Here is a 24,904-nt window from a genome sequence, read left to right on the forward strand (position 1 = left end):
CGGCCGGGAGCTGCCCGCCGCTCCCGGGCCGTTCACGGCCAAGGCGATGGCGGTGTTCGCGGAGCGCAGCGCGGCCGACCTGGACCCCTGACCCTGCGTCCCGGCCCTCGGGCGGAGACGGAGAATGCCGCGATTCTGAGGAACCGCGGCATTCTCCGTGTTCTGCCAGGTATGGCGGTTTAGCCGATGGGCGGCCGGGTAAAGCACTGTGCGGAAGCTGCCGGACACCTCCGGTCGCCGGGGTGCGGGGGGTCCGACAGGGTCAGCAGAGGTGCTCGGCGATCTCGGCGTCCAGGTCGATGTGCTCGCCCTCCTGGCCGGCCGGGACCAGTTCGTAGGTGCGGTGCAGGAACTCCGAGAGGGGGGACACCTGCGCATCGAACTGCGCCTGCCCGAAAGGCGAGGAGAGCGCGATGTTGACGGTGCGCTCCCCCTCCCCCTGGGAGGGCCAGACGCGGACGTCGCCCTCACCGGCCGCGCGGACGATGCCGACGGTCAGTAGCTCCCGCGCGAAGATCCACTCCACGGGCTCGTCCTCGCCCACGTGGAAGGCGGCCTTGATGGCGTAGGGGTCGTTCACGGAGTAGTCGAGCCGGGCGACCAGGGGCACGGGGGCACGGTCCGGGACGATCAGTCGCAGACCGAGTTCGCAGGTGACGGAGGTGCCGCTGCTGTTCATAAGCCAAACCTTCTCTCGTCCGGGTCGGGTGCGTTCGGATGGCCAGGGCTTCCCCAGGCGTCGGGGCCTGCCATCTCGCCCGTTCCGACAGGGCCGGACGATCAGTGACGCGTAACCGGGGAACTTTTCGATTGGAGGTGAGGCGGCGTCGCGCCGGGACTTCCCACACTCTTCGGCCAATGTAATGAGCTGGGGAAACGAAGAATTTCCCGCGGGCCTGTGGGCCGCATCACCCAGGGGGTGGCGTGTGGGGCACCCGGGACCAGGGTATGCCTCGCATCGCCGATATATGAGGGGTTCTCACATTCTGTCCGTGTCAGCCTTCTCTTGCGCAAGTATTATGTGACATCGACCACACCTGTTGTCGAGAGGGCGCGCCCCAGAGTGGATCATCCACTCTCCGGGATGCGCTAGAGTCTTCCTTGTCCGGATCACCGCACGGGGAACCGAGACAGACGACCGGGCGATTAGCTCAGTTGGTCAGAGCGCGTCGTTCACACCGACGAGGTCACTGGTTCGAGTCCAGTATCGCCCACGGCCACCCCAGGTTACCCGCTGGCTCTCCAGCAGGTCACCTGGGGTTTTGTTCTTCAGCGAAGTTGCGGAGCCTAGGGGGAGTGCGCATCGCCCGGGGGCGAGGAACGGCGCGCCCGGTGCTCCCGGATCCGTTCGGCCGCCTGGGACCTCACCCGCGCGGCGTAGCCGCGGGCCCGCCGCAGCAGGCGGCGTGCCCACGAGAACTCCGTGGCCAGGATCGCCAGGCCCACGATGACTCCGCCGATGCCCGGCCCTGGGGTCACGCACATCACCACGCCTCCGAGCAGGACGGCCGCACCGACCAGACCGACCGTGAACCGCCAGGTCAGGTGGAGCGCCGGATGGGAGTGCATGAGCCTGCGCCACAGGCGGGAACGGGCGCGGAGCCTCCGCCAGCGGCGGCCCCCGGCGCGGCGTCCCGGCAGTACGGCCGCGCTGCTCGGGCCGGTCACTGGGTGTACAGACATGGCTCCACGATAACCGCCCCCGTGCCGGTGGCCCGGGGAAGACTCCGCGCGGGGCGCCGGGCGGTCAGCGGCCGCCGACATCCTCCAGACCCCGCGGCGGTCCGGCCGCCACGCCGGCCTCGCTCGCGGCACGCAGTTCGGTCAACGAGTCCAGCAGTTCCTGGGAGAGCTCCTGCAGGGAGCCGATCTGGCCCTGCCGCGCCGCGGCGTAGCGCTCCAGCACCGCCTCCACCGTCGGTCCGGTGGCCGTGCGCAGCAGGTCGGCCAGCGCCACCGCGTCCTCGACCGACTGGGCCAGCCCTTGGGGGAGGAAGGGCAGCACCGGGTGGGCCGCGTCGCCCATGAGCGCCACCCGGCCCCGGTTCCACGTGCTCGCCGGGGGAAGCTGCTGGGGCGTCCACACGCCGATCCACTCCGCGGCGGCGACCAGGCCGGTGACCTCGTCGCTCCAGCCCGCGAAGGCGGCGAGCAGGTCGTCGATCCTCCTGCGGGGCGCCCAGGACTCCAGCTGCCCCGGCTCGCTGGGCAGGACCGCGCCGAAACTGAGGGTGTGCCCGCCCTCCACCGGGTAGCAGGTGAAGTACCGGTCCGCCCGCGGCCACACCCTGATCCGCGCCTCGCCGGTGTCCGGCAGGCGCGCGGCCGGGGCCAGCCCCCGGCAGACCCGCAGTTGCAGGGGCCGGGGCACGGCGGGCAGCACGGCCTGGCGCACCGTCGAGTGGGCGCCGTCCGCGGCGATCACCGCCTCCGCGCGGACCCGGGTGCCGTCCGCGCAGCACAGGGTGACCACGTCGGTGCCGTCCAGCACGTCGGTGACGTAGCTGCCGGTCCGCACCGTCCCGGCGGGCAGCGCCTCCAGCAGCGTCGCGTGCAGCTCCGAGCGGAGCATCGTGTAGTAGGGCGCGCCGAAGCGGCGCTCGCAGTCGGGGCCCAGCGTCAGCTCCTCCAGCGGTGAGCCGTCCCGCCAGTCGAGGACGTCGACCCCGGTGGGACGGACGCCGCGGCGGTCCAGGGCCTCGCCCAGCCCGATCCTCCTGAGCCGGTGGACCACGGACGGGGGGACCTGGACCCCGGTGCCGGGCGGGGCGGGGTGGTGCGACTGTTCCAGCACGACCGGGGTGATGCCGTGGCGGCGCAGCGCGACCGCCAGGGTGAGCCCGGCGATCCCTGCCCCCACGATGACGATGCGCACCTGTTCTTCACCCCGTTCGATGAGGTCCCACTGAAGGTCTACCCGCGGTGTCCGCCGATGCACCCCCCGGGGTAACGCGGAGGCGTGGACCGGCGAAGGCCGCTAGCATCGGAACGGCGGGACGATCCCGCCGCCGGGCCGGTCCGGTCCGGTTTCCGGTACAGAGAACTTTCCAAGGAGACACCGTGTCCGCCGTGCCTGAACTGCGTATCACCCTCGCCGGAGCCGAGCGTGTGGTGGCGGCGGGCACCACGGCGGGCCAGGCCCTGGAAGCGGACGGGCGTACCGTGGTCGCCGCGCTGGTCAACGGGGAGCAGCGGGACCTCAGCCACGAACTCGCCGACGGCGACGTGGTGGAGGCGATCCGCATCGACTCCGAGGAGGGGCGCGCCATCCTGCGCCACTCCTGCGCGCACGTGCTCGCCCAGGCGGTCCAGGAGCTGTTCCCCGAGGCCAAGCTGGGCATCGGCCCGCCCGTGGAGAACGGCTTCTACTACGACTTCGACGTCGCCGAGCCGTTCACCCCCGACGACCTCAAGCGCATCGAGAAGCGGATGCAGGAGATCGTCAAGCAGGGGCAGCGCTTCTCCCGGCGCGCCGTCTCCGACGACGAGGCCCGGGCCGAACTCGCCCACGAGCCCTACAAGCTGGAGCTGATCGGCCTCAAGGGCGGCGCGGGCGAGGCCGCGGAGGGGGCCAGCGTCGAGGTCGGCGCGGGGCAGCTCACCATCTACGACAACCTGCACCCCCGCACCGGCGAGGTCTGCTGGAAGGACCTGTGCCGCGGGCCGCACCTGCCCGACACCAGGGCCATCCCCGCCTTCAAGCTGATGCGCACCGCCGCCGCCTACTGGCGCGGCAGCGAGAAGAACCCGCAGTTGCAGCGGATCTACGGCACCGCCTGGGAGAGCCGGGACCAGCTCAAGTCCTACCTCACCATGCTGGAGGAGGCGGCCAAGCGCGACCACCGCAAGCTCGGGGTGGAGCTCGACCTGTTCTCCTTCCCCGACGAGCTCGGCTCGGGCCTGGCCGTGTTCCACCCCAAGGGCGGGGTGGTGCGCAAGACCATGGAGGAGTACTCGCGCCGCCGCCACGAGGAGGCCGGGTACCAGTTCGTCAACACCCCGCACATCTCCAAGGCCAGGCTGTTCGAGACCTCCGGGCACCTGCCGAACTACGCGGACGCGATGTTCCCGCCCATGCAGTTCGAGGGGGCCGACTACTACCTCAAGGCCATGAACTGCCCCATGCACAACCTGATCTACCGGTCCCGGGGCCGTTCCTACCGCGAGCTGCCGCTGCGGCTGTTCGAGTTCGGCACCGTCTACCGGTACGAGAAGTCGGGGGTGGTGCACGGCCTGACCCGGGCGCGCGGCTTCACCCAGGACGACTCGCACATCTACTGCACCAAGGAGCAGATGCCGGCCGAGCTGGACAGCCTGCTCACCTTCGTGCTGGACCTGCTGCGCGACTACGGCCTGAGCGACTTCTACCTGGAGCTGTCCACCCGCGACGACTCCCCGAAGTTCATCGGCGAGCCGGAGGAGTGGGAGGAGGCCACCGAGATCCTGCGACAGGCCGCCCAGAAGCAGAACCTGGAGCTGGTCATGGACCCGGGCGGGGCCGCCTACTACGGCCCGAAGATCTCGGTGCAGGCCAAGGACGCCATCGGGCGCACCTGGCAGATGTCCACCATCCAGGTCGACTTCCAGCAGCCCAAGCGCTTCGAGCTGGAGTACCAGGCGGCCGACGGCTCCCGGCAGCGCCCGGTGATGATCCACCGCGCCCTGTTCGGCTCCATCGAGCGCTTCTTCGCGGTGCTGCTGGAGCACTACGCGGGCGCCTTCCCCGCCTGGCTGGCGCCGGTGCAGGCCGTGGGCATCCCGATCGCCGGCGAGCACGTGCCCTACCTGGAGGAGGTGGCGCGTCGGCTGCGCGAGCACGGGGTGCGGGTCGAGGTGGACGCCAGCGACGACCGGATGCAGAAGAAGATCCGCAACGCCCAGAAGCAGAAGATCCCCTTCATGCTGCTGGCCGGTGACGACGACGTCAGCAAGGGCGCGATCTCCTTCCGCTACCGCGACGGCTCGCAGAACAACGGCGTGCCCGTCGACGACGCGATCGCCGAGATCCTCAGCGCGATCCGCGAGCGCCGCCAGGTGTGACGCAGCGGGTCCCGGCGGGGCCGGAGGCGCGCGCCTCCGGCCCCGCCCGCTTTCCGGGGGGAGAGTTGGTTTCTCCAACTCGCCAGGTGTACGCTTCTGTCGTCTAATCAGTTGGATATTCCAACCCACTGTCCTGTGTGACCGAGGAGCCCTCATGACGACGGTGACCCCCGAGCACTCGCTGACGATCGACCGCTCCTGGTGGTCGTGGAGCGGCGTCCACGGCGGCCTGCTCGCCTTCCACATGGTCGAGCGGCTGCGCGCCGAGCACCCCGACCGGCACCTGCGCGACCTCTCCGTCGGCTTCCTCGCCGCCCCCGACGACCGTCCCATCACGATGGAGACCACCGCGCGGCCCGCGGGCCGCAACACCGTCTTCACGGACCTGCTGGCCCTCCAGGACGGGACCCCTGTTGCCACCGCACGGGCCGTGCTCGGCCGCAACCGGACCGGTCCGGCCTACACCGGAACGCCCGCACCGCAGGCGCCCCGGCCGGACGACATCGCGCCGCTGGACTTCCCCATCGAGCCGATCCCCTTCACCCAGCACCTGGAGTTCCGGCCGGTCAGCGCCGCCCGCCCGTTCGGCGGCGGCGACCGCGCCGACATGCTCACCTGGGTGCGGCTGCGCGACGGGCGCCCGCTGACCCCCGCCACGGTCGCCCTCCTGCTCGACGCGTTCGCCCCCGCCCTGTACGCGACGCTGCGCGACCCGGTCCCCATCCCCACCGTGCAGTTCAACCTCCAGCTCACCTCCCGCCTCGACGGGGAGCCGGTGGAGGGCTGGGCGCTGGGCCGCATCTCCACCCGCCACGCAGGCGACGGCTGGGCGGTCGACGACAGCGCGATCTGGTCCGTCACGGGGGACCTGCTGGGCCTGGGCCGCCAGACCCGCCGCGTCATCGTCCCCGCGCGCGGGTAGCGCACCGGGCGGCACCGCCGGGGGCCGACATCCCGCGCGGTGCCCGGCAGCCGGGCCGGGGCGCTGGCAGGATGGAGGAGATGACTCCGCCAGCAGAACCCCAGCAGCCCGACCCCGGCGTCAACGCCATGACCGACCGGTTCCGCGCCACCGCGGAGAAGATCCTCGACCGGCTGCTCGCCGACAACCCCGAGTGGGCCTTGCAGCTCGGCGACACCCGCAGCGCCGGGCAGCTCACCGACCGCTCGCCCGGAGCCTGGCAGGACCGCGCCGACGTCCTGGCCGACGGGCTGCGCGCGCTCGACGACATCGACGACACGCTGCTGCCCGCCGCCGACCGCGTCGACCTGGAGACGCTGCGCACCCGGCTCGGCGCGGACCTGTGGCGCACCACCGAGCTGCGCCCCCACACCTGGGACCCGCTGGCCACGCTGCCCAGCGACGCGCTCTACGCGGTCCTGCACCGCGGTCCCCTGACACCCGCCGAGCGCGCCGCCGCGCTCGGCGCCTACTGCTCGGCCCTGCCGGAGGCACTGCGCCAGGCACGGGACCTGCTGGCGGACGGACCCGGCATGCCCCGCGTGCACGTCGAGACCGCCGTCGGCCGCGCCCGCGGCGCCGCCGCGATGCTGGAGACGGACGCCCGTCGGCTGCTCGCCGCCCACGGGGACCGCCACCCCGGCCTGGCCGACCTGTGCGACAGCGCCCACCGGGAGTTCACCGACCACGCCGCCTGGCTGGAGGACCGCCTCGAAGAGTCCGCCGCCGACCCCCGCCTGGGCGAACGGGACTACGCCGCGCAGTTGTGGTACACCCTCGACTCCGAACTGGACCCGCAGACCCTGCTCACCCGGGCCGAGAGCGACCTGATCGCCACCGAGGAGGAGATCGCCGAGGTCGCCGCCGCCTACGAGGGGCGGCCGCGCCGCGCGGGCCAGGTCCGCGAGGTGCTCGACCGGCTCGCCGCCGAGGCGGCGTGCCCGCCCGACGCCGTGCGGCCGGTGTGCGAGCAGGCCCTGCGCCACCTGGCGGCCCGCACCGCAGACCTCGACCTGGTCACGCTCCCCGACCGGGAGGTGCGCGTCGTCGCCATGCCCGAGGTCCGCCGCGGGGTGGCCGTCGCCTACTGCGACCCGCCCGGACCGCTCGCCCCGGGAGACGAGCCCACCCTCGTGGCCGTCGCCCCGCCGCCCGACACCTGGCCGCGCGCCCGCCGCGAGTACCACACCTTCGCGCTGCGCAACCTGATGGTGCACGAGGCCGTTCCCGGGCACGCGCTGCAACTCGCGCACGCCGGGCGGCACGACGGCCCCACCCGGGTGCGCTCCGTGCTGCGCAGCGGCTCCATGATCGAGGGCTGGGCCGTCTACGCCGAGGAGGTGGTGGCCCGCGCGGGCTGGACCGGCGACGGCGGGGCCGAGGACCTGGCGCTGCGCCTCGCCCAGTTGAAGACGCGGCTGCGCATGATCCTCAACGCGATCGTGGACGTGCGGTTCCACGCCGGCGACCTCGACGAGGCGGGCGCTATGGCGTTGCTCACCGGACGCGGCCACCAGGAGGAGGGCGAGGCCGTCGGCAAGTGGCGGCGCGTCCAGCTCACCAGCGCCCAGTTGGCCACCTACTACGTCGGATACCAGGAGGTCAGCGGGATCGCCCGGGACCTGGCCGCGGCCCGCCCGCAGGCCGGCCCGCGCGCCCGGCACGACGCGATGCTCGCGCACGGCTCCCTCTCACCCCGGCACCTGCGCGCCCTGCTGGCAGTGGACTAGGAAACCGGACCGGTTGATTTTTATGCAAAACTTATTTTCTGTGCCCTAGAGTCCTTGCGCTTTCGACAGCCCCGTTGCTGACTACGTCCCGGAGCCGCGATCCATGGCCGCTGATCTCATCATCGGATTTCTGACGCTGTCGCTGTTGGAGATCGTGCTCGGGATCGACAACCTCGTCTTCATCTCGATCCTGTCCAACAAGCTCCCCGAGCACCAGCGCAGCAGGGCCCGCAAGACCGGTATCGCCCTGGCGCTGGGCACCCGCCTGCTGCTGCTGGCCTCCATCAGTTGGATCGTCCAGCTCACCACCCCGCTCTTCTCGATCGGCTCCTTCGAGTTCTCCGGACAGTCGATCATCCTGCTGGTCGGCGGCTTCTTCCTGCTCGGCAAGGGCACCTACGAGATCCACGAGAGCCTCGAAGGCGAGCACGGCCACAAGAGCGCCAGGGGAGGCGCGGTGTTCGGCGCCGTCGTGGCCCAGATCGTCGCCCTCGACATCGTCTTCTCCCTCGACTCGGTCATCACCGCGGTGGGCATGATCGACCCCGCGGGCCTCGGCATCTGGGTGATGGTCGCCGCCGTCGTCATCGCCGTCGTCGTCATGCTCTTCCTGGCCAACCCGCTGTCGGAGTTCGTCAACAGGCATCCCACCGTCAAGATGCTCGCCCTGGCGTTCCTGCTGCTCATCGGCATGAGCCTGGTCGCCGAGGGCTTCGGCTTCCACATCGAGAAGGGCTTCATCTACGCGGCCATGGGCTTCTCGGTCTTCGTGGAGGCCCTCAACCTCCTCGCCGCCCGGCGCCGCAGGAAGCAGCTCGAAGAGGTCGCCGAGCCGGTCAAGCTGCACAGCCGCTACGCCGAGGAGGCCGAAACCGCCTGACCTGGGAAACCATGCTGCGCCGGGCTGTTCCCGACCATTCCGGGGACAGCCCGGTTCTATGCTTGCCTTGCACGGACGAGAAAGGTGGGTCGGTGAGTATGCAGCGGGAAGCCCCGGACGACGGCGAGGGTCGGCAGACGCGCGGCCCCGACGGACTCCAGCGGTTGTGGACCCCGCACCGCATGGCCTACATCAAGGGCGAGAACAAGCCCAAGGGCACGGCGGCGGGGGAGGACTGCCCGTTCTGCCGCGCCCCCGGCCTGCCGGACGAGGAAGGGCTGGTGCTGGCCCGCGGCAAGACCGCCTTCGCACTGCTCAACCTCTACCCCTACAACAGCGGGCACCTCATGGTCTGCCCCTACCGGCACGTCGCCGACTACACCGAACTCGACGAGACCGAGACCGCCGAGATCGCCTCGCTCACCCAGGCCGGCATCACCGCGCTGCGCTCCGCCTACGGGGCGCAGGGCTGCAACGTCGGCATGAACCTGGGCGTGGCCGCGGGCGCAGGCATCGCCGCCCACCTCCACCAGCACGTCGTCCCCCGCTGGGGCGGCGACACCAACTTCATGCCGGTGGTGGGGCAGACCAAGGTGCTGCCCGAGATGCTCGACCAGACCCGCGAACAGCTCGTCGCCCACTGGCCGCGGCCATGACCGCCCCGGTGCTCGTCTACGACGGGGAGTGCGGCTTCTGCCTCTCCTGGGTGCGCGCCGTCGAACGCCGGGTCACCGACGGCAGCGGAGTGCGCAGTGCCGCCTGGCAGGAGCTCGACCTCGCCGAGCCGCTGCGGCGGCGCGCCCGCGAGGAGGCGCTGCTGCTGCACCCGGACGGGCGCCGCGTCTGGGGCGGTGTGGACGCCGCCGCGGTACTCCTGCTCAACAGCACCCACCCGTACTGGTGGCCGGTCGGCTCCCTGCTGCGCCGTCCGCTCGCGCGTCTTCTGGGCGCGGCCGCCTACCGCTGGGTCGCCCGCAATCGCAGCCGACTCCCGGGCGCTCCGGCACGCTGGACAACCGGAAAGTGAGTCCCCCGTGCTCAGGTGATGCAGTTCCGATGACCGGAGCCCAACTCCACGACGATGAAGAGATCATGCTGAGAATCCTGCGTCCCGTCACCGCCCGACTGCTCGCGCCCATCGGCCGTGGCCTCGTGCGCGTCGGCATCACTCCGAACACGGTCACACTCGTGGGAACCGCCGGCGTCGTCATCAGCTCGCTGGTGTTCTATCCCCTGGGCGAGCTCTACATCGGCACCCTCGTCATCGCGTTCTTCGCGCTGTTCGACATGCTCGACGGAGCGGTCGCCCGCGCCTCCGGGGAGACCAGCCGCTGGGGCGCGTTCCTCGACTCCACCCTGGACCGGCTCTCCGACGCCGCCGTCTTCGCGGGGCTGCTGGTGTGGCTCATCGACGGCGGACGAGACGAGGTCCTGGCCTGGCTGTCCCTGTTCTGCCTGATCACCGGATTCGGGGTGTCCTACATCAAGGCGCGCGCCGAATCCCTGGGCGCCAACTGCGACGTCGGCATCGCCGAACGCACCGAACGCTTCATCATCATCCTGGTCGCGGTCGGCCTGCACGGACTCGGCGTCCCCTACGTCTTGGCCGCCGGACTGTGGCTGCTGTCCGTCCTCAACGCCGTCACCATCGTGCAGCGCCTGATCGAGACCCGTATCCGCCTCACCGACCCCGAGGACAGGACCCTCAAGGAGACCGAGACTTCCTGACCATGCGTCCCGCCACCACGGACCGCGCGGTCGCCGCGGCCTACTCGCTGGGCTGGGCCCTCGTCCGGCACCTGCCCGAACGGGTCGGACGGTGGGCGTTCACCAGGATCGCCGACCACACGTGGCGGCGCCGCCCGAGCGGGGTCCGCCAACTGGAGGCGAACCTGCGCCGCCTCCTGGGCCCCGAGGCCACCCAGGCCGAACTGCGCGCCCTGTCCCGGGCGAGCGTCCGCTCCTACCTGCGCTACTGGTACGAACTGTTCCGCCTGCCCGCGATGGACCCCGGCGACCTCCTCGACCGCACCCTCAGCAGCGGGGTCGACAGACTGGAGGCGCACCTGGCGGCGGGCCGCGGCGTCGTCGCCGCCCTGCCGCACATGGGCAACTGGGACCACGCGGGAGCCTGGATCACCCTGCGCGGCTTCCCGCTGACCACGGTCGCCGAGCGGCTGCGCCCCGAGACCCTGTTCCGGCGGTTCACCGCGGTCCGCGAAGGACTGGGCATGGAAGTCCTGCCCCTCACCGGCGGCACCGCCAACACGGCCGGAACCCTCGCCCGCCGGCTCCGCGCGGGCGGCCTGGTGTGCCTGCTGGCCGACCGCGACCTCACCGCGCAGGGCGTCGAGGTCACCTTCTTCGGGGAGCGGGCGCGGATGCCCGCCGGGCCCGCCGCGCTGGCGCTGAGCACGGGCGCGGCGCTCATGCCCGTGTCGCTGTGGTTCGACGGACCGCACTGGGGCATCCGGGTACACGAGGAGATCGCACCGCCCTCCCACGGGGACCGCGCCTCCCGGATCCGCGCGATGACCCAGGAGCTGGCCTGCGTCTTCGAACAGGAGATCGCCGCACACCCCGAGGACTGGCACATGATGCAACCCGTGTTCACCGCCGACCTCACCGGACCGACGGACGGGGCGGGCCGATGAGGGTCGGCCTGGTCTGCCCCTACACCTGGGACGTCCCCGGCGGGGTGCAGCAGCACGTCGGCGACCTCGCCGAGGCGCTCATGGAGCTCGGACACGAGGTGTCGGTGCTGGCTCCCTGCGACTCCGACACCGAACTGCCCGCCCACATCGTCTCCGCGGGCCGGGCCGTCCCGGTGCCCTACAACGGGTCGGTGGCCCGCCTCGCCTTCGGGCTGCGCGCCGCCAACCGCGTCCGCCGCTGGATCCGCGAGGGCGCCTTCGACGTGCTGCACGTCCACGAGCCCGCCGCGCCCAGCCTGTCCCTGCTGGCCTGCTGGGTCGCCGACGGTCCCATCGTGGCGACCTGCCACACCTCCAACCCGCGCTCCCGCGCCATGGCCGCCTCCGCCGGCATGCTGAAGACCGCGCTGGAGAAGGTCAACGGCAGCATCGCCGTCTCCGAGGCCGCCCGCAAGACCCTGGTCGAGCACCTGGGCGGCGACGCCGTGCTCATCCCCAACGGGGTCTGGGTGCGCCGCTACGCCGACGCCGAACCGCTGCCCGGCTGGCCCGGTCCGGGCGGGGCGATCGGCTTCCTCGGCCGCATGGACGAGCCCCGCAAAGGGCTGGCGGTGCTCCTGGAGGCCTTCAACGACCTGGGCCGCCGTCGCCCCGGACTGCGGCTGCTGCTCGCCGGCCCCGGCGACGCCGACGAGGCGCGCGCCCGCGTCGCGCCGGACCTGCGGGACCGGGTGACCGTCCTGGGACGGGTCAGCGAGGCCGACAAGGCGCGCGTCTACCACTCCGTCGACGTCTTCTGCGCGCCCAACCTGGGCGGCGAGAGCTTCGGGATCGTCCTGACCGAGGCCATGGCCTCCGGCGCGGCCGTCCTGGCCAGCGACATCCCCGCCTTCCGGCACGTGCTGCGCGACGGCGCCGCCGGGGAGCTCTTCACCGTCGCCGACGCCGGATCGCTCGCACGCCGCGCCGCCGCGCTGCTGGACGACCCGGCGCGCCGCCAGGAGCTGTCCCGGGCCGCGCGCCGGGCCGTGCGCGCCTACGACTGGCCTGCCGTCGCCGCCGACGTGGTGCGCGTGTACCAGACGGTGCTGCCCGCCGGGGTCGGCGGACTGGTGGGGGCGGGGACCGACCGGTGACCGAGGTGCTCGCCGTCGTCTGCACCCTGCTGGTGGTGCTGGCGGTCTCCTTCTACCTGTCGTGGCGGGCCAGCCGGCTGGACCGGCTGCACACCCGGCTGGAGACCGCGCAGGCCGCCCTCGACGCCGCACTGGCCCGCCGCGGCGCGGTGGTGGGCGAGCTGGCCGCCTCCGGGGTGCTGGGACCGGCCGCCGGGGTGCTGCTCTCCGACGCCGCGGCCCGGGCCCGGCGCGCCGAGGACCGCGCCGAGCGCGAGGTCGCGGAGAGCAACCTCTCCCGGGTCCTGCGCGCGGTCCTCGCCGAGGCCGGGGATCTTGCCGCCGACGGCGACCTGCTCGCCGAGGTGCACGCCGCGGCCCGACACGTCCACATCGCCCGCCGCTTCTACAACGACACGGTCACCGCCGTCCACACGGCCCGCTCCTCACGCCTGGTCGGGGTCCTGCACCTGGCCGGGCACGCGCGGCTGCCCGCCTACTTCGAGATGGACGACGAGCCCCCGGGGCTTCCCGACCCGCACTGGCCGGATCCGGAAGGCGGGAATGACCGGTGACAGCGCGGTGTTGTGCCAACGGGTCGCCACTGTGGCGCAAACCTGCCGCCTGGCACGCCGGAATGTCCGCAAAAACGGACAAAACCGGATCTACCATTGAGAGTGCGGGTGAGGGAGCCGCCGCAGACGGCACACGTCCCACCCAATAAGATCCTCCTCGCATCGAGGCGATAGTCGTGTCCATCGAGAACCTGGAGCTGCAGTCGTGACCAACACCGCCGAGAACACAACCGAAAGCACGGTCGGCACCGATCGCGTCAAGCGCGGAATGGCCGAGCAGCTCAAGGGCGGTGTGATCATGGACGTGGTCACGCCGGAGCAGGCCAAGATCGCCGAGGACGCCGGTGCGGTCGCGGTCATGGCCCTGGAGCGTGTTCCCGCCGACATCCGCAGGGACGGCGGCGTGGCCCGCATGTCCGACCCGGACATGATCGAGGGCATCATCAACGCCGTCTCCATCCCCGTCATGGCCAAGGTCCGCATCGGCCACTTCGTCGAGGCGCAGGTCCTCCAGGCGCTGAACGTGGACTTCATCGACGAGTCCGAGGTGCTCACCCCGGCCGACGAGTCCTACCACATCAACAAGTGGGACTTCACCGTGCCGTTCGTGTGCGGCGCCACCAACCTGGGCGAGGCGCTGCGCCGCATCGCCGAGGGCGCGGCCATGATCCGCTCCAAGGGCGAGGCCGGCACCGGCAACGTCGTCGAGGCCGTCCGCCACATGCGGCAGATCCGCTCCGAGATCCGGCGGCTCACCCAGCTCGACGACGCCGAGCTGTTCGGCGCCGCCAAGGAGCTGCGCGCCCCCTACGAGATCGTCAAGGAGGTCGCGCGCGAGGGCAAGCTGCCCGTCCCGCTGTTCTCCGCCGGAGGCGTGGCCACCCCCGCCGACGCCGCGCTGATGCGCCAGCTCGGCGCCGAGAGCGTCTTCGTCGGCTCGGGCATCTTCAAGTCCGGCGACCCGGTCAAGCGCGCCAAGGCCATCGTCGAGGCCACCACCGCCTACGACGACCCGGCCGTCATCGCCAAGGTCTCCCGCGGCCTGGGCGAGGCCATGGTCGGCATCAACCTCGACGAGCTTGACGCCTCCCAGCGCTACGCGGGACGCGGCTGGTAGACCTACCGCGGGCGGGGCACCCGGCGAAGGAGCCGGGAGCCCCGCCCGCTCGGCGAAGAGCACGGTCCCGGGCGCAGAGCCGGACGGCCTCCGCAGCGGGCCGCCGCGCGGCGGCCCCGGGGCTCCTCCGGCACGCACCGCACCCAACCCGGCGCCCCGCGCCGTCCCGCGCGTTCCACCGCACCGCCTACCCTGGAGAACGCGGGACGGCGTCTCGGGCGCGGCCCGCGCCGCCGAACAGCACGTCGGCGGGCCGAGCAGCACGAGCAGTCAGCGAGGTCGTCCCTTGTCGTCCGTCCCACCCGTCATCGGAGTGCTCGCCCTCCAGGGCGACGTCCGCGAGCACGTCCAGGCCCTGGAGCAGGTGGGCGCCCGTGCGCGCGGCGTCCGCCGTCCCGACGAACTCGACTCCATCGACGGACTGGTCATCCCCGGCGGGGAGTCCACCACCATGTGGCGGCTGGCCGTCTCCTTTGACATGCTCGAACCGCTGCGCAAGTGCATCGCGGCGGGAATGCCCGCCTACGGCACCTGCGCGGGCATGATCATGCTGGCCGACCGGATCGAAGGCGGAGTCCCCGGACAGCAGACCGTCGGCGGGATCGACATGACGGTGCGGCGCAACGCCTTCGGACGCCAGGTCGAGTCCTTCGAAGCGCCGGTCGAGCTGGCCGGAGTGGACGGCGGCCCCGTCGAGGCCGTCTTCATCCGCGCCCCCTGGGTCGAGTCGGTCGGCGAGTCCGCCGAGGTGCTCGGACACGTCTCCCGCGGGGAGCAGGCGGGTAGGATCGTCGCGGTGCGGCAGGGGAGGCTGCTGGCGACCTCGTTCCACCCCGAACTCACCGGTGACACCCGTGTCCACCGGCTCTTCGTCGACATGGTGAAAGGATAGGCATGGCCGGCCACTCCAAATGGGCCACCACCAAGCACAAGAAAGCCGTCATCGACGCCAGGCGAGGCAAGCTCTTCGCGAAGCTGATCAAGAACATCGAGGTGGCGGCACGCACCGGAGGCGGCGACCCCGAGGGCAACCCGACGCTCTACGACGCCATCCAGAAGGCCAAGAAGAACTCGGTCCCGCTGGACAACATCGAGCGCGCCCGCAAGCGCGGCGCCGGTGAGGAGGCGGGCGGCGCCGACTGGCAGACCGTCATGTACGAGGGCTACGCTCCCGGCGGTGTCGCCCTGCTGGTCGAGTGCCTCACCGACAACCGCAACCGCGCCGCCTCCGAGGTGCGTGTGGCGGTCACCCGCAACGGCGGGTCCATGGCCGACGCGGGCTCGGTGTCCTACCTGTTCAACCGCAAGGGCGTGGTGATCGTCCCCAAGGAGGGCACCACCGAGGACGACGTCACCCTCGCGGTGCTCGAAGCCGGTGCCGAGGACGTCAACGACCTGGGCGACTCCTTCGAGATCGTCTGCGAGGCCAGCGACCTCGTCGCGGTGCGCACCGCCCTGCAGGAGGCCGGCATCGAGTACGAGTCCGCCGAGGCGAGCTTCCTGCCGAGCATGGAGGTCCCCCTCGACGAGGAGGGCGCCAAGAAGGTGCTGCGCCTCGTGGAGGCCCTGGAGGACTCCGACGACGTGCAGAACGTCTACACCAACGCCGACATCCCCGACGAGGTCATGGCGAAGATCAGTTGATCCGCCCCTCCCGTTCACGCACGCCCCGGCACGGTCCGGGGCGCGCGTGTTTTCCGGGTACGCCAGGAGAGGCGGCGGACGGTAGGCTCTGCGAACGAGCGTTCGAGAAAACGGGGGAGCAGTGCGCGTACTGGGAATCGACCCGGGTCTGACCCGCTGCGGCGTGGGTGTGGTCGACGGCGCCGTCGGCCGCACGCTCACCCTGGTCGCCGCGGGCGCCGTGCGCACCCCCGCCGACGAGGAGCTCCCCGCGCGCCTGCTCGGTGTCGAACAGGGCATCGAGCAGTGGCTCGACGACTACCGGCCCGACGCGGTCGCGGTGGAACGGGTCTTCGCCCAGCACAACGTGCGCACCGTCATGGGCACCGCTCAGGCCGGAGCCATCGCCGTGGTCTGCGCCGCACGCCGCGGCCTGCCCGTCGCCCTGCACACCCCCAGCGAGGTCAAGGCCGCCATCACCGGAAGCGGACGGGCCGACAAGGCCCAGGTGGGCGCCATGGTCGCCCGCATCCTGCGGCTCGACGGCCCGCCCCGGCCCGCCGACGCCGCCGACGCGGTGGCCCTGGCCATCTGCCACCTGTGGCGCGGCAGCGCCCAGGCCCACCTCGCCCGGGCCCGCCAGGAGTTCGCCCGTCGGATCGAGACCGCACGCCAGGCCCACGGCCTGTGAACCAGCACAGCACAGGGAGAGCACAACCGTGATCGCGTTCCTCAGCGGCCGGGTCGCGTCCCGCGGAGCCGGGACCGCGGTCATCGACGTGGGCGGCGTCGGCATGACCGTGCACTGCACCCCGGCCACCCTGGCCCGGTTGCAGGTGGGAGAGCAGGCCACCGTCGCCACCGCCCTGGTGGTCCGGGAGGACTCCCTCACCCTGTTCGGCTTCGCCGACGAGGACGAGCGCGACACCTTCGAGCGCCTCCAGACCGCCGGAGGGGTCGGGCCGCGCCTCGCCCTGGCCATGCTCTCCGTCCACACCCCCGACGCGCTGCGCCGCGCCGTCGCCGCCGAGGACACCGCGGCGCTCACCCGCGTGCCGGGCATCGGCAGGAAGGGCGCCCAGCGCATCGTGCTGGAGCTGAAGGGCAAACTCGGCGAGCCCGTCGGGGGCGAGACGGCCGCCCCCGCGCAGCCCGCCGCGCAGGAGCCCCTGCCGTGGCGTCCGCAGGTGGTCTCCGGCCTGGTCAACCTGGGCTGGTCGACCCGCGAGGCCGAGGCCGCCGCCGACGCCGTCGCCGCCGAGGCGGGCGAGCAGGCCGACGTCGCCGCCCTGCTGCGCAGCGCCCTGCGCAGACTCAGCCGGGTCTAAGGAGGCACCCTGATGAGCGAACACGAACGGGACCTGGTGTCGCCGGAGGCCGCCCTGGACGACCACGCCGTCGAGGGCGCCCTGCGCCCCCGCACCCTCGACGAGTTCGTCGGCCAGGACCGCGTCCGCGAGCAGCTCGCCCTGGTGCTGCGCAGCGCCCAGCAGCGCGGCAGGGCGCCCGACCACATCCTGATGTCCGGCGGCCCCGGGCTCGGCAAGACCACACTGGCCATGATCATCGCCGCCGAACTGGGCGCCCCGCTGCGCATCACCTCGGGGCCCGCCATCGAGCGGTCCGGGGACCTCGCCGCGGTCCTGTCCACCCTGCGCGAGGGCGAGGTGCTGTTCCTCGACGAGATCCACCGCATGGCCCGCCCCGCCGAGGAGATGCTCTACGTCGCCATGGAGGACTTCCGGGTGGACGTCGTCGTCGGCAAGGGGCCCGGAGCCACCGCGATCCCCCTGGACATCGCCCCGTTCACCCTGGTCGGCGCCACCACCCGGGCCGGCATGCTGCCCGCCCCGCTGCGCGACCGGTTCGGGTTCGTCGCGCACATGGACTTCTACCGGCCCGAGGAGCTGGAGGTCATCCTGCGCCGCTCCGCCGGTCTGCTGGGCGCCCGCCTGGAGGACGACGCCGCCGCCGAGATCGCCCGCCGCTCCCGCGGCACCCCCCGCATCGCCAACCGGCTGCTGCGCCGGGTCCGCGACTACGCCCAGGTCCGCGGCGACGGGCGGCTGACCCTGGAGAGCGCCCGCGCCGCGCTCGACCTCTACGAGGTCGACAACGAGGGACTGGACCGCCTGGACCGGGCCGTGCTGGACGCGCTGCTGCGCCGCTTCCGCGGCGGCCCCGTGGGGCTGTCCACCCTCGCGGTGTCGGTGGGGGAGGAGCCCGAGACGGTGGAGGTGGTCGCCGAGCCCTTCCTCGTCCGCTCGGGGTTCATCGCCCGCACCCCCCGCGGCCGCGTCGCCACCCCCCAGGCGTGGGCCCACATGGGGCTGACCCCGCCGCCGGACGCCGCTTTCGGTGCGGCCGCGCTGTTCGACACCGATGAGGAGCCGTAGGCTGGCAGCACGGGCGGCAGCATGCGCCCCGCTCCGGAGGGGACGCCCGAAGCGGACCGTTCGTTGACGGCAGCGTGCCCCTGACCGCAGCCGCGCCCGTCGGTGCGCGGCCACGAGAACCCAGAAAGGACGCCCCCGTGCAGGGCCTGATCACTCTCGCAGAGCAACAGCAGCAGAACCAGGGCGCCGGCCTGATCAGTCAACTGCTGATGTTCGCCCTCATCATCGTCGTCTTCTACCTGCTGTTCTTCCGGCCGCAGCAGAAGCGTCGGCAGCAGGAGCTCCAGATGCAGAACTCGCTGACGCCGGGCACCGAGGTGCTGACCAAGGCGGGCATCTACGCCACCGTCGTCGAGGTCCACGACGGCGACGTCGAGCTGGAGATCTCCCCGGGAACCCGCATCCGCATGGTCAAGGGCGGCGTGGGGGAGATCATCACCCGCCAGGAGCCCGACGCCGGCCAGCCCGAGGAGCGCCCCGACTCCGGCGACGACAGGGGCGACTCCTGACCGGACTCCCCGCACCGTGATCCCCGGTACCGGCCCGGCCCCGGAGAGCCGGTACCGCCGTCCCCACCAACCAAGAAAGCCGTCCACCCATGACCGCTGACCTGAACACGCTGATCACCCGGTACGTTCGTGACATTCCCGACTATCCGCAGCCCGGCGTGGTCTTCAAGGACATCACCCCGCTGCTCGCCCACCCCTCCGGCCTGGCCACCGTCGTCGACGCCCTCGTCGAACCGTTGCAGGGCAAGGGGATCGACCTGGTCGCGGGACTCGAGGCACGCGGGTTCATCTTCGGCGCGCCCGCGGCGGTACGGCTGGGAGCAGGTTTCGTACCGCTGCGCAAAGCGGGGAAACTCCCCTCACGCACCCTTTCCCAGTCCTATGATCTGGAGTACGGTACCTCCACCGTCGAGATGCACGCGGACGCGGTCGCTCCCGGCAGCCGGGTGCTCATCGTCGACGACGTGCTCGCCACCGGGGGCACAGGGCGGGCCGCGGTGGATCTGATCCGGCGGGCGGGTGGTACCGTCGTGGAATTCTCGGTCCTTCTGGAACTCGGGTTCCTCAAGGGGCGCGAGAAGCTGGCCGACGTCGAACTGCGGTCACTGGCCACCGTCTGACCCCGGTGGGCGTGCCGCGGGACTCCTCGCGGGCACGCCGCCCGGGCACCCCCCTCCGCCGCCGGTGGGGCCTAGACCGGGAATGACGGCACCGCAGTGCCGCGTTGGAAGAGGACATAAGGGCGCGTTCCGGACGCCCGCCCACAAACCGGTGTGCCGAATGGCGACGACCACGTCCCGCTCGTCTCGGCCTGTACGAACCGTCCGGCGTGGTGGCGGCCTCGCCGGCCCAGCCGCGGGAGGGTGCCCAATGCGTAGTGAAACGGTATCGACCCACAGCGAACCGGTGCGCTCCGAACCTCCCGCCCCCGCGGCGGAGACCCCCCAGGAGACGCCCCCGCCGGGTCGGGAGCACAGCGGCGAAGGCCATGACAGCACCGCACCACAGAGACAGCCCGCACCCCCCGCCGCAGCCGACGACCCCGGCGGCGCGGTCCCGCGCCCCGCACCGGCCGCCCCCTCCGGGCCGTCGTCCACGGTACGGGTCCGACGCAGGCTCGCCCGACTCGGCGCCCAACGGGGAACGACCATGAACCCGGTCCTCGAACCGCTCATCAAGACCGTCCGCGCCACCCACCCCAAAGCAGACATCCGGCTCATCGAACGGGCCTACGAGGTCGCCGCCCACCACCACCGGGAGCAGAAGCGCAAGAGCGGAGACCCCTACATCACCCACCCCCTCGCGGTGGCCACCATCCTCGCCGAACTCGGCATGCAGGAGGCCACCATCGCCGCGGGCCTGCTGCACGACACCGTCGAGGACACCAGCTACACCCTCGACCAGTTGCGCACCGACTTCGGCGACGAGATCGCCGAACTCGTCGACGGCGTCACCAAACTCGACAAGGTCAAGTACGGGGAGGCCACCCAGGCCGAGACCGTGCGCAAGATGGTCGTGGCGATGTCCCGCGACATCAGGGTCCTCGTCATCAAGCTGTGCGACCGCCTGCACAACATGCGCACCCTGCGCTACCTGCCGCAGGCCAAGCGGGAGAAGAAAGCACGGGAGACCCTGGAGATCTACGCCCCCCTCGCCCACCGGCTGGGCATGAACACCATCAAGTGGGAGCTGGAGGACCTCGCCTTCGCGACCCTCTACCCCAAGCGCTTCGACGAGATCGCCCGGCTGGTCTCCGAACGCGCGCCGCGCCGCGACGTCTACCTCCAGGACGTCATCGAGGCCGTCTCCGCCGACCTGCGGGAGGCCCGGATCAAGGCCACGGTGCGCGGGCGGCCCAAGCACTACTACTCGATCTACCAGAAGATGATCGCCCGCAACGTCGGGTTCGACGAGATCTACGACCTTGTCGGCATCCGCGTCATCGTCGACAGCGTCCGCGACTGCTACGCGGCGCTGGGCACCATCCACGCGCGCTGGAACCCGGTGCCGGGACGGTTCAAGGACTACATCGCGATGCCGAAGTTCAACATGTACCAGTCCCTGCACACCACCGTGATCGGCCCCGAGGGCAGCCCGGTGGAGCTGCAGATCCGCACCCGCGCCATGCACCGGCGCGCCGAGTACGGCATCGCCGCGCACTGGAAGTACAAGGAGGACCGCAACTCCGGCGGAAGCCGCACCAAGAGCGCCTCCACCGACATGGCCTGGCTGCGCCAGCTCATCGACTGGCAGCAGGAGACCAAGGACCCCGGCGAGTTCCTGGAGTCGCTCCGCTTCGACCTGTCGGTGCAGGAGGTCTTCGTCTTCACCCCCCGCGGCGACGTCATCTCCCTGCCGCAGGGCGCCACCCCCGTCGACTTCGCCTACGCGGTGCACACCGAGGTCGGCCACAGCACCGTGGGCGCCCGGGTCAACGGCCGCCTGGTCTCCCTCGACAGCGAGCTGCACAACGGCGACACCGTCGAGGTCATCACCGCCAAGACCGGCGAGGCCGGGCCCAGCCGCGACTGGCTGGACTTCGTCAAGAGCGCCCGCGCCCGCAACAAGATCCGGCAGTGGTTCACCAAGGAGCGCCGCGAGGCCGCGATCGAGCAGGGCAAGAACGCCATCGCCAAGGTCATGCGCAAGCAGGAGCTGCCGGTCCAGCGGCTGATCAGCGGCGAGTCGCTGATCGCACTCGCCCACGACCTGCGCTACCGCGACCTGGACGCGCTGTACGCGGCGGTCGGCGAGAACCAGATCAGCGCCCAGCGGGTCGTCGAGAAGCTCGTCGAGTCCCTGGGCGCGCTGGACAGCGAGGAGGACATCGCCGAGGTCGCCACCCCCATCCGGGTGCCCCGGAAGCGGGTCACGAGCAACCCCGGCGTGGTGGTCCAGGGCGACCCGGACGTGTGGGTCCGCCTCTCCCGCTGCTGTACCCCCGTCCCCGGGGACACCATCATCGGCTTCGTCACCCGCGGCGCCGGGGTCTCGGTGCACCGCAGCGACTGCGTCAACGTCAGCCAGCTCGACCCCGACCGCATGGTCTCGGTGGAGTGGCAGCCCACCGGCAACTCCATGTTCCTGGTGGCCCTGCAAATCGAGGCGCTGGACCGCACCCGCCTGCTGTCGGACATCACCCGGGTGCTGTCCGACCAGCACGTCAACATCCTCTCGGCGACCGTGCAGACCACCCGGGACCGGGTCGCGCTGAGCCGCTTCACCTTCGAGATGGCCGACCCCGCCCACCTCGGCCACGTCCTGCGGGCGGTCCGCGGCGTGGACGGCGTCTACGACGTGTACCGGGTCCGGAACTGAGCGGAGTGTCACGCTCTGTCCGTCGCGCCCATCGCGCAGACTGACAGCATGCAGAAACTCTCACTGGACGCGCTCGCCGACCACCAGCTCCGGCTCGCCCTCGACTCCTCGGCCGGCCGCAGCGCCACCACCGTCTACGGCGGGCACGAGCGCTCCCTGCGCCAGACCGTGATCGCGCTCCGTGAGGGAGCAGGCCTGTCCGAACACCCCAACCCCGGCCAGAGCACCCTCCAGGTGCTGCGCGGCAGGGTGCGGCTTACCGCCGGGGAGGACTCCTGGGAGGCCCGCACCGGAGACATGATCATCGTCCCGGAGGCCCGGCACGCGCTGACCGCGCTGGCCGACTCGGCGGTGCTGCTGACCGTGGTGATGAACGACGAGCCTCCGGAGGAGGTCAGCCGCCGCCGTCGCCAAGAGCAGCGGACGCCGTGACCGCGTCGGCGGGGCGGGCAACAACCCGGGGCCGGGAGCCGCCCGCCCCGCTCGCGCCTAGCTCATCTCCGCCAGCGCCCGCTCGGCCTCGGCCAGCCACGCCCGCCGGGCCTCCAGCGCCTCCTGCGCCTGCTCGGCCTTGCGCTCGTTGCCCGCCTCGCGGGCGTCGGCCAGTTGCTTCTCCAGGTTGTCGATGGACTCACGCAACTGGGCGATGGTCGCCTCGGCACGGGCGCGCGCCTCGGGGTTGGTGCGCTGCCACTCCTGCTCCTCGGCCTTGCGCACGGCCTCCTCGATCTTGCGGAAGGCGCCCTCCAGCCGGTCCCGGACGTCGCGCGGCGCCGGCCCCGCCTCCTCCCAGCGCTCCTGGAAGTCGCGCAGCTTCGCGCGGGCCTCCCGCGGGGGTCACCGGCAGCAGCGTCTGCCGCGCCTCCTCCAGCAGCTTCTCCTTGATCTCGGCGTTGCCGCGCAGCTCCGCGTCGCGTTCGGCGAACACCGCGTTGCGGGCCGCGAAGAAGCGGTCCTGGGCGCCCTTGAAGCGGCTCCACAGCGCGTCCTCGGTGGCGCGGTCGGCGCGTCCGGCAGCCTTCCACTGCTGCATCAGCTCGCGGTAGCGGCTGGCGGTGGGCCCCCAGTCGGTGGAGTCGGCGATGGCCTCGGCCTCGGCGACGATGCGCTCCTTGACCTCACGCACCTGCTCGCGCTGCTCGTCCAGACCGGCGAAGTACGCCTTGCGGCGCTTGGAGAACGCGTTGCGCGCGGCCGACATGCGCTTCCACAGCGCCTGCTCGGTGGCGCGGTCGGCGCGCGGCGCGGCCTTCCACTCGTCGATGAGCTGCCGCATGCGCTCGCCGCCGGTCTTCCAGTGCGTCGTCTCCTCGGCGACCCGCTCGGCCTCGGCGACGATGCGCTCCTTGATCTCGCGGGCCTGGTTGCGGGCTTCCTCCTGGGCCTTCTTCTGCTCGATCCGTCGCTGCTCGATCCGCTCGGCGAGCACGTCCAGGCGCTTGGCCAGGGAATCCAGGTCGCCGACGGCGTGTGCCTCGGTCACGGCCGTACGCAGCTTCTGCACGCTCGCCAGTGCCTGCGCGGCGGACAGGTCGGTGGTGGCCAGACGCTTCTCCAGCAGCTCCACTTCGGTCAGCAGCGAATCGTACTTGCGCTTGAAGAAGGCGAGGGCCTCCTCTGGCGCCCCCGCCTGCCATGACCCGACGACACGTTCGCCCTCGCTCGTGCGCACATAGACCGTGCCGTCGTCGTCTACGCGGCCCCAGGGGTCCGTGGTCACCGTGTCCTCCTGTGTGATGAGCCTGATGCTCGTCAGGTCCGTATGGTCGTGGCAGCGTGCCACCAGCACTGCGGCCGAGACGTCATCTCCCGCCGGAGCGACGGCGCGTTGGCACGTGTATGGGAACGAATCTACCCGTATCCGCCGGATCGACCTGTGATGTTGCCGCCCAGGTCCGTCGTCGTCCACCAAGCACGGTCCGGGCAGGGACCAATATGACACCGTCACGGCGTTTGGCAAAGAGCCACAGGCAGCGTGGTGACCGAATGGTGATGAATCGGGGCGGCAGAGTGACGGTTTCCCGGTATGCCCGTCCCGGACGGCGCCGCCCGGACCGTACCGCCGACGGCGCCCGCGGGCGACGGCCGCAGGCCGCGCCGCCGACGTGGGGGCTTGTCAAGTCGCCACCACCGGCGCCGCGTCGGTACGCTCATGGGGTAACCGACAGCGTCCCCGCTCTGGAAACGAGGTCAGCGCCGACCGTGCTCATCGCAGACTTCCCCGCCGGACCGCTCGCGGCCAACTGCTACGTGGTGGCCTCGGCCGCGGAGGCCGAGTGCGTCATCGTCGACCCGGGCCAGCAGGCCGCGGAGGGAGTGGCCAAGCTGGTGGACGAGTACGCGCTGACCCCGGTCGCCGTCCTGCTCACCCACGGCCACTTCGACCACGTGTGGTCGGCCGCGCAGGTGTGCCGGACCTACGGCGTCGCGGCGTACGCGCACCCCGCGGACCGGCCGCTGCTGAGCGACCCGGCCAGGGGGGTCGACCCGGGACTGGCCGCGCAGTTGGCGGCGCTGTTCGGCGGCGAGCGGCTGCGCGAACCGGAGCGGGTGGTCGAGGTCGCCGACGGCCAGGTCCTGGACCTGGCGGGACTGGAGATCACCGTGGCGCACGCGCCGGGCCACACGCCAGGGTCGGTCGTCTACGCGCTGCCCGCGACCGGGGACGCCCCCGAGGTCCTGCTCACCGGGGACCTGCTGTTCGCGGGCTCCATCGGACGCACCGACTTCCCCGGCGGCGACCACGCCGAGATCCTGCGCAGCCTCTCCCGGGTCTGCCTGAGCCGCGCAGACGACACCGCGGTGCTCCCGGGGCACGGTCCGCGCACCACCATCGGCCGGGAACGCGCCACCAACCCCTTCCTGCGCGACCTGTAGACGGACGCTGTCCAGCGCGAGGAACCGGGAACCAAGGACCATGAGCAGCATCGCCCCGCATGCGGTTTCGGGAGCACGGCCGCCGCGGAGACGAGATACCGGCACCGGC

At 71.9% G+C, this 24,904-nt stretch carries 24 protein-coding genes, 1 tRNA gene and 2 pseudogenes; 23 read left to right on the top strand and 4 right to left on the bottom strand.

The window, feature by feature from the left end; all coding sequences use genetic code 11:
• A pseudogene (locus AC529_RS20185) lies at positions 1-91 on the top strand (4-amino-4-deoxychorismate lyase); the annotation flags it as partial.
• A gap of 171 nt (positions 92-262) precedes the next feature.
• On the opposite strand, the gene AC529_RS15340 reads toward AC529_RS20185, so the two are convergent.
• Entirely contained in the window at positions 263-679 is a 417-nt protein-coding gene (locus AC529_RS15340) for an SsgA family sporulation/cell division regulator (protein WP_068757893.1), read from the bottom strand.
• A gap of 461 nt (positions 680-1,140) precedes the next feature.
• Here AC529_RS15340 and AC529_RS15345 point away from each other — a divergent pair.
• Positions 1,141-1,214 (top strand) — tRNA-Val (locus tag AC529_RS15345).
• Positions 1,215-1,287: 73 nt separating this feature from the next.
• Here AC529_RS15345 and AC529_RS15350 read toward each other — a convergent pair.
• Both AC529_RS15350 and AC529_RS15355 read right to left on the bottom strand, forming a co-directional pair.
• Complete coding sequence (locus AC529_RS15350; RefSeq protein WP_332307067.1) at positions 1,288-1,683, bottom strand: PGPGW domain-containing protein; 396 nt, start codon at positions 1,681-1,683, stop codon at positions 1,288-1,290.
• A gap of 64 nt (positions 1,684-1,747) precedes the next feature.
• Positions 1,748-2,875 (bottom strand): FAD-dependent oxidoreductase, encoded by a 1,128-nt coding sequence (locus AC529_RS15355; RefSeq protein ID WP_068757897.1) that lies wholly within the window; start codon positions 2,873-2,875, stop codon positions 1,748-1,750.
• Positions 2,876-3,060: 185 nt separating this feature from the next.
• On the opposite strand from AC529_RS15355, the gene thrS reads away from it, so the two are divergent.
• The 20 genes from thrS to AC529_RS15455 all read left to right on the top strand — a co-directional run bounded on the left by thrS (position 3,061) and on the right by AC529_RS15455 (position 22,350).
• Positions 3,061-5,040 carry a threonine--tRNA ligase gene (gene thrS, locus AC529_RS15360; RefSeq protein ID WP_068757899.1) on the top strand — a complete coding sequence of 660 codons (1,980 nt, stop codon included), beginning with the start codon at positions 3,061-3,063 and terminating at the stop codon, positions 5,038-5,040.
• A gap of 154 nt (positions 5,041-5,194) precedes the next feature.
• Positions 5,195-5,962 (top strand): acyl-CoA thioesterase, encoded by a 768-nt coding sequence (locus AC529_RS15365; protein ID WP_068757902.1) that lies wholly within the window; start codon positions 5,195-5,197, stop codon positions 5,960-5,962.
• An 80-nt stretch (positions 5,963-6,042) separates the two neighbouring features.
• Complete coding sequence (locus AC529_RS15370) at positions 6,043-7,731, top strand: DUF885 domain-containing protein (protein ID WP_394326448.1); 1,689 nt, start codon at positions 6,043-6,045, stop codon at positions 7,729-7,731.
• Positions 7,732-7,834: 103 nt separating this feature from the next.
• Positions 7,835-8,611, top strand: a complete 777-nt coding sequence (locus AC529_RS15375; RefSeq protein WP_068757904.1) for a TerC family protein — start codon at positions 7,835-7,837, stop codon at positions 8,609-8,611.
• A gap of 98 nt (positions 8,612-8,709) precedes the next feature.
• The gene (locus AC529_RS15380; protein ID WP_068757905.1) at positions 8,710-9,267 is read left to right on the top strand and encodes an HIT family protein; all 558 of its coding nucleotides are present in this window, start codon (positions 8,710-8,712) and stop codon (positions 9,265-9,267) included.
• Entirely contained in the window at positions 9,264-9,638 is a 375-nt protein-coding gene (locus AC529_RS15385) for a thiol-disulfide oxidoreductase DCC family protein (RefSeq protein WP_068757907.1), read from the top strand. The genes AC529_RS15380 and AC529_RS15385 overlap by 4 nt, the downstream gene beginning before the upstream one ends.
• A gap of 65 nt (positions 9,639-9,703) precedes the next feature.
• Complete coding sequence (pgsA, locus tag AC529_RS15390; RefSeq protein WP_068758070.1) at positions 9,704-10,339, top strand: phosphatidylinositol phosphate synthase; 636 nt, start codon at positions 9,704-9,706, stop codon at positions 10,337-10,339.
• 2 nt (positions 10,340-10,341) lie between these two features.
• Positions 10,342-11,265, top strand: a complete 924-nt coding sequence (locus tag AC529_RS15395; protein ID WP_068757908.1) for a phosphatidylinositol mannoside acyltransferase — start codon at positions 10,342-10,344, stop codon at positions 11,263-11,265.
• Positions 11,262-12,401, top strand: coding sequence for a glycosyltransferase family 4 protein (locus AC529_RS15400; protein WP_068757910.1), 1,140 nt, complete (start codon positions 11,262-11,264; stop codon positions 12,399-12,401). The genes AC529_RS15395 and AC529_RS15400 overlap by 4 nt, the downstream gene beginning before the upstream one ends.
• Positions 12,398-12,955 carry a LemA family protein gene (locus AC529_RS15405; protein WP_068757912.1) on the top strand — a complete coding sequence of 186 codons (558 nt, stop codon included), beginning with the start codon at positions 12,398-12,400 and terminating at the stop codon, positions 12,953-12,955. The genes AC529_RS15400 and AC529_RS15405 overlap by 4 nt, the downstream gene beginning before the upstream one ends.
• A 205-nt stretch (positions 12,956-13,160) precedes the next feature.
• Complete coding sequence (gene pdxS, locus AC529_RS15410) at positions 13,161-14,072, top strand: pyridoxal 5'-phosphate synthase lyase subunit PdxS (RefSeq protein WP_068757914.1); 912 nt, start codon at positions 13,161-13,163, stop codon at positions 14,070-14,072.
• A 286-nt stretch (positions 14,073-14,358) separates the two neighbouring features.
• Positions 14,359-14,964 carry a pyridoxal 5'-phosphate synthase glutaminase subunit PdxT gene (gene pdxT / locus AC529_RS15415; protein ID WP_068757916.1) on the top strand — a complete coding sequence of 202 codons (606 nt, stop codon included), beginning with the start codon at positions 14,359-14,361 and terminating at the stop codon, positions 14,962-14,964.
• A gap of 2 nt (positions 14,965-14,966) precedes the next feature.
• Positions 14,967-15,716 (top strand): YebC/PmpR family DNA-binding transcriptional regulator, encoded by a 750-nt coding sequence (locus tag AC529_RS15420; protein WP_068757918.1) that lies wholly within the window; start codon positions 14,967-14,969, stop codon positions 15,714-15,716.
• A gap of 121 nt (positions 15,717-15,837) precedes the next feature.
• Positions 15,838-16,386, top strand: a complete 549-nt coding sequence (gene ruvC, locus AC529_RS15425) for a crossover junction endodeoxyribonuclease RuvC (RefSeq protein WP_068757919.1) — start codon at positions 15,838-15,840, stop codon at positions 16,384-16,386.
• Between the two features lie 28 nt (positions 16,387-16,414).
• Positions 16,415-17,023, top strand: a complete 609-nt coding sequence (gene ruvA, locus AC529_RS15430) for a Holliday junction branch migration protein RuvA (RefSeq protein WP_068757922.1) — start codon at positions 16,415-16,417, stop codon at positions 17,021-17,023.
• A gap of 12 nt (positions 17,024-17,035) precedes the next feature.
• Entirely contained in the window at positions 17,036-18,091 is a 1,056-nt protein-coding gene (ruvB, locus tag AC529_RS15435; protein WP_068757923.1) for a Holliday junction branch migration DNA helicase RuvB, read from the top strand.
• Between the two features lie 137 nt (positions 18,092-18,228).
• On the top strand, positions 18,229-18,600 hold the full coding sequence (gene yajC / locus AC529_RS15440; RefSeq protein ID WP_068757925.1) for a preprotein translocase subunit YajC: 372 nt from the start codon (positions 18,229-18,231) through the stop codon (positions 18,598-18,600).
• A gap of 89 nt (positions 18,601-18,689) precedes the next feature.
• Complete coding sequence (locus AC529_RS15445) at positions 18,690-19,220, top strand: adenine phosphoribosyltransferase (RefSeq protein ID WP_068757926.1); 531 nt, start codon at positions 18,690-18,692, stop codon at positions 19,218-19,220.
• 529 nt (positions 19,221-19,749) lie between these two features.
• Positions 19,750-21,918, top strand: a complete 2,169-nt coding sequence (locus tag AC529_RS15450) for a RelA/SpoT family protein (protein WP_068757928.1) — start codon at positions 19,750-19,752, stop codon at positions 21,916-21,918.
• 48 nt (positions 21,919-21,966) lie between these two features.
• Positions 21,967-22,350 carry a cupin domain-containing protein gene (locus tag AC529_RS15455; RefSeq protein ID WP_068757930.1) on the top strand — a complete coding sequence of 128 codons (384 nt, stop codon included), beginning with the start codon at positions 21,967-21,969 and terminating at the stop codon, positions 22,348-22,350.
• Between the two features lie 57 nt (positions 22,351-22,407).
• Here the strand turns inward: AC529_RS15455 and AC529_RS15460 are convergent.
• Positions 22,408-23,638: pseudogene (locus tag AC529_RS15460) on the bottom strand (DUF349 domain-containing protein).
• A 482-nt stretch (positions 23,639-24,120) separates the two neighbouring features.
• Between AC529_RS15460 and AC529_RS15465 the strand changes: the two are divergent.
• Positions 24,121-24,795, top strand: coding sequence for an MBL fold metallo-hydrolase (locus tag AC529_RS15465; protein WP_068757932.1), 675 nt, complete (start codon positions 24,121-24,123; stop codon positions 24,793-24,795).
• The last annotated feature ends 109 nt before the right edge of the window (positions 24,796-24,904 follow it).

Origin of the sequence: Thermobifida cellulosilytica TB100 (genome assembly GCF_001517975.1) — a bacterium.
GTDB lineage: Bacteria > Actinomycetota > Actinomycetes > Streptosporangiales > Streptosporangiaceae > Thermobifida > Thermobifida cellulosilytica.

What these genes read in the sequence shown, in the direction of transcription:
- AC529_RS15375 (WP_068757904.1), top strand. Translation starts at nt 7,835, where the DNA reads ATGGCCGCTGATCTCATCATCGGATTTCTGACGCTGTCGCTGTTGGAG.
- AC529_RS15350 (WP_332307067.1), bottom strand. Translation starts at nt 1,683, where the DNA reads ATGTCTGTACACCCAGTGACCGGCCCGAGCAGCGCGGCCGTACTGCCG.
- AC529_RS15365 (WP_068757902.1), top strand. Translation starts at nt 5,195, where the DNA reads ATGACGACGGTGACCCCCGAGCACTCGCTGACGATCGACCGCTCCTGG.
- ruvB (WP_068757923.1), top strand. Translation starts at nt 17,036, where the DNA reads ATGAGCGAACACGAACGGGACCTGGTGTCGCCGGAGGCCGCCCTGGAC.
- AC529_RS15380 (WP_068757905.1), top strand. Translation starts at nt 8,710, where the DNA reads ATGCAGCGGGAAGCCCCGGACGACGGCGAGGGTCGGCAGACGCGCGGC.
- AC529_RS15455 (WP_068757930.1), top strand. Translation starts at nt 21,967, where the DNA reads ATGCAGAAACTCTCACTGGACGCGCTCGCCGACCACCAGCTCCGGCTC.
- AC529_RS15340 (WP_068757893.1), bottom strand. Translation starts at nt 679, where the DNA reads ATGAACAGCAGCGGCACCTCCGTCACCTGCGAACTCGGTCTGCGACTG.
- AC529_RS15445 (WP_068757926.1), top strand. Translation starts at nt 18,690, where the DNA reads ATGACCGCTGACCTGAACACGCTGATCACCCGGTACGTTCGTGACATT.
- AC529_RS15450 (WP_068757928.1), top strand. Translation starts at nt 19,750, where the DNA reads ATGAACCCGGTCCTCGAACCGCTCATCAAGACCGTCCGCGCCACCCAC.
- AC529_RS15370 (WP_394326448.1), top strand. Translation starts at nt 6,043, where the DNA reads ATGACTCCGCCAGCAGAACCCCAGCAGCCCGACCCCGGCGTCAACGCC.
- AC529_RS15395 (WP_068757908.1), top strand. Translation starts at nt 10,342, where the DNA reads ATGCGTCCCGCCACCACGGACCGCGCGGTCGCCGCGGCCTACTCGCTG.
- AC529_RS15420 (WP_068757918.1), top strand. Translation starts at nt 14,967, where the DNA reads ATGGCCGGCCACTCCAAATGGGCCACCACCAAGCACAAGAAAGCCGTC.
- pgsA (WP_068758070.1), top strand. Translation starts at nt 9,704, where the DNA reads ATGCTGAGAATCCTGCGTCCCGTCACCGCCCGACTGCTCGCGCCCATC.
- AC529_RS15385 (WP_068757907.1), top strand. Translation starts at nt 9,264, where the DNA reads ATGACCGCCCCGGTGCTCGTCTACGACGGGGAGTGCGGCTTCTGCCTC.
- AC529_RS15400 (WP_068757910.1), top strand. Translation starts at nt 11,262, where the DNA reads ATGAGGGTCGGCCTGGTCTGCCCCTACACCTGGGACGTCCCCGGCGGG.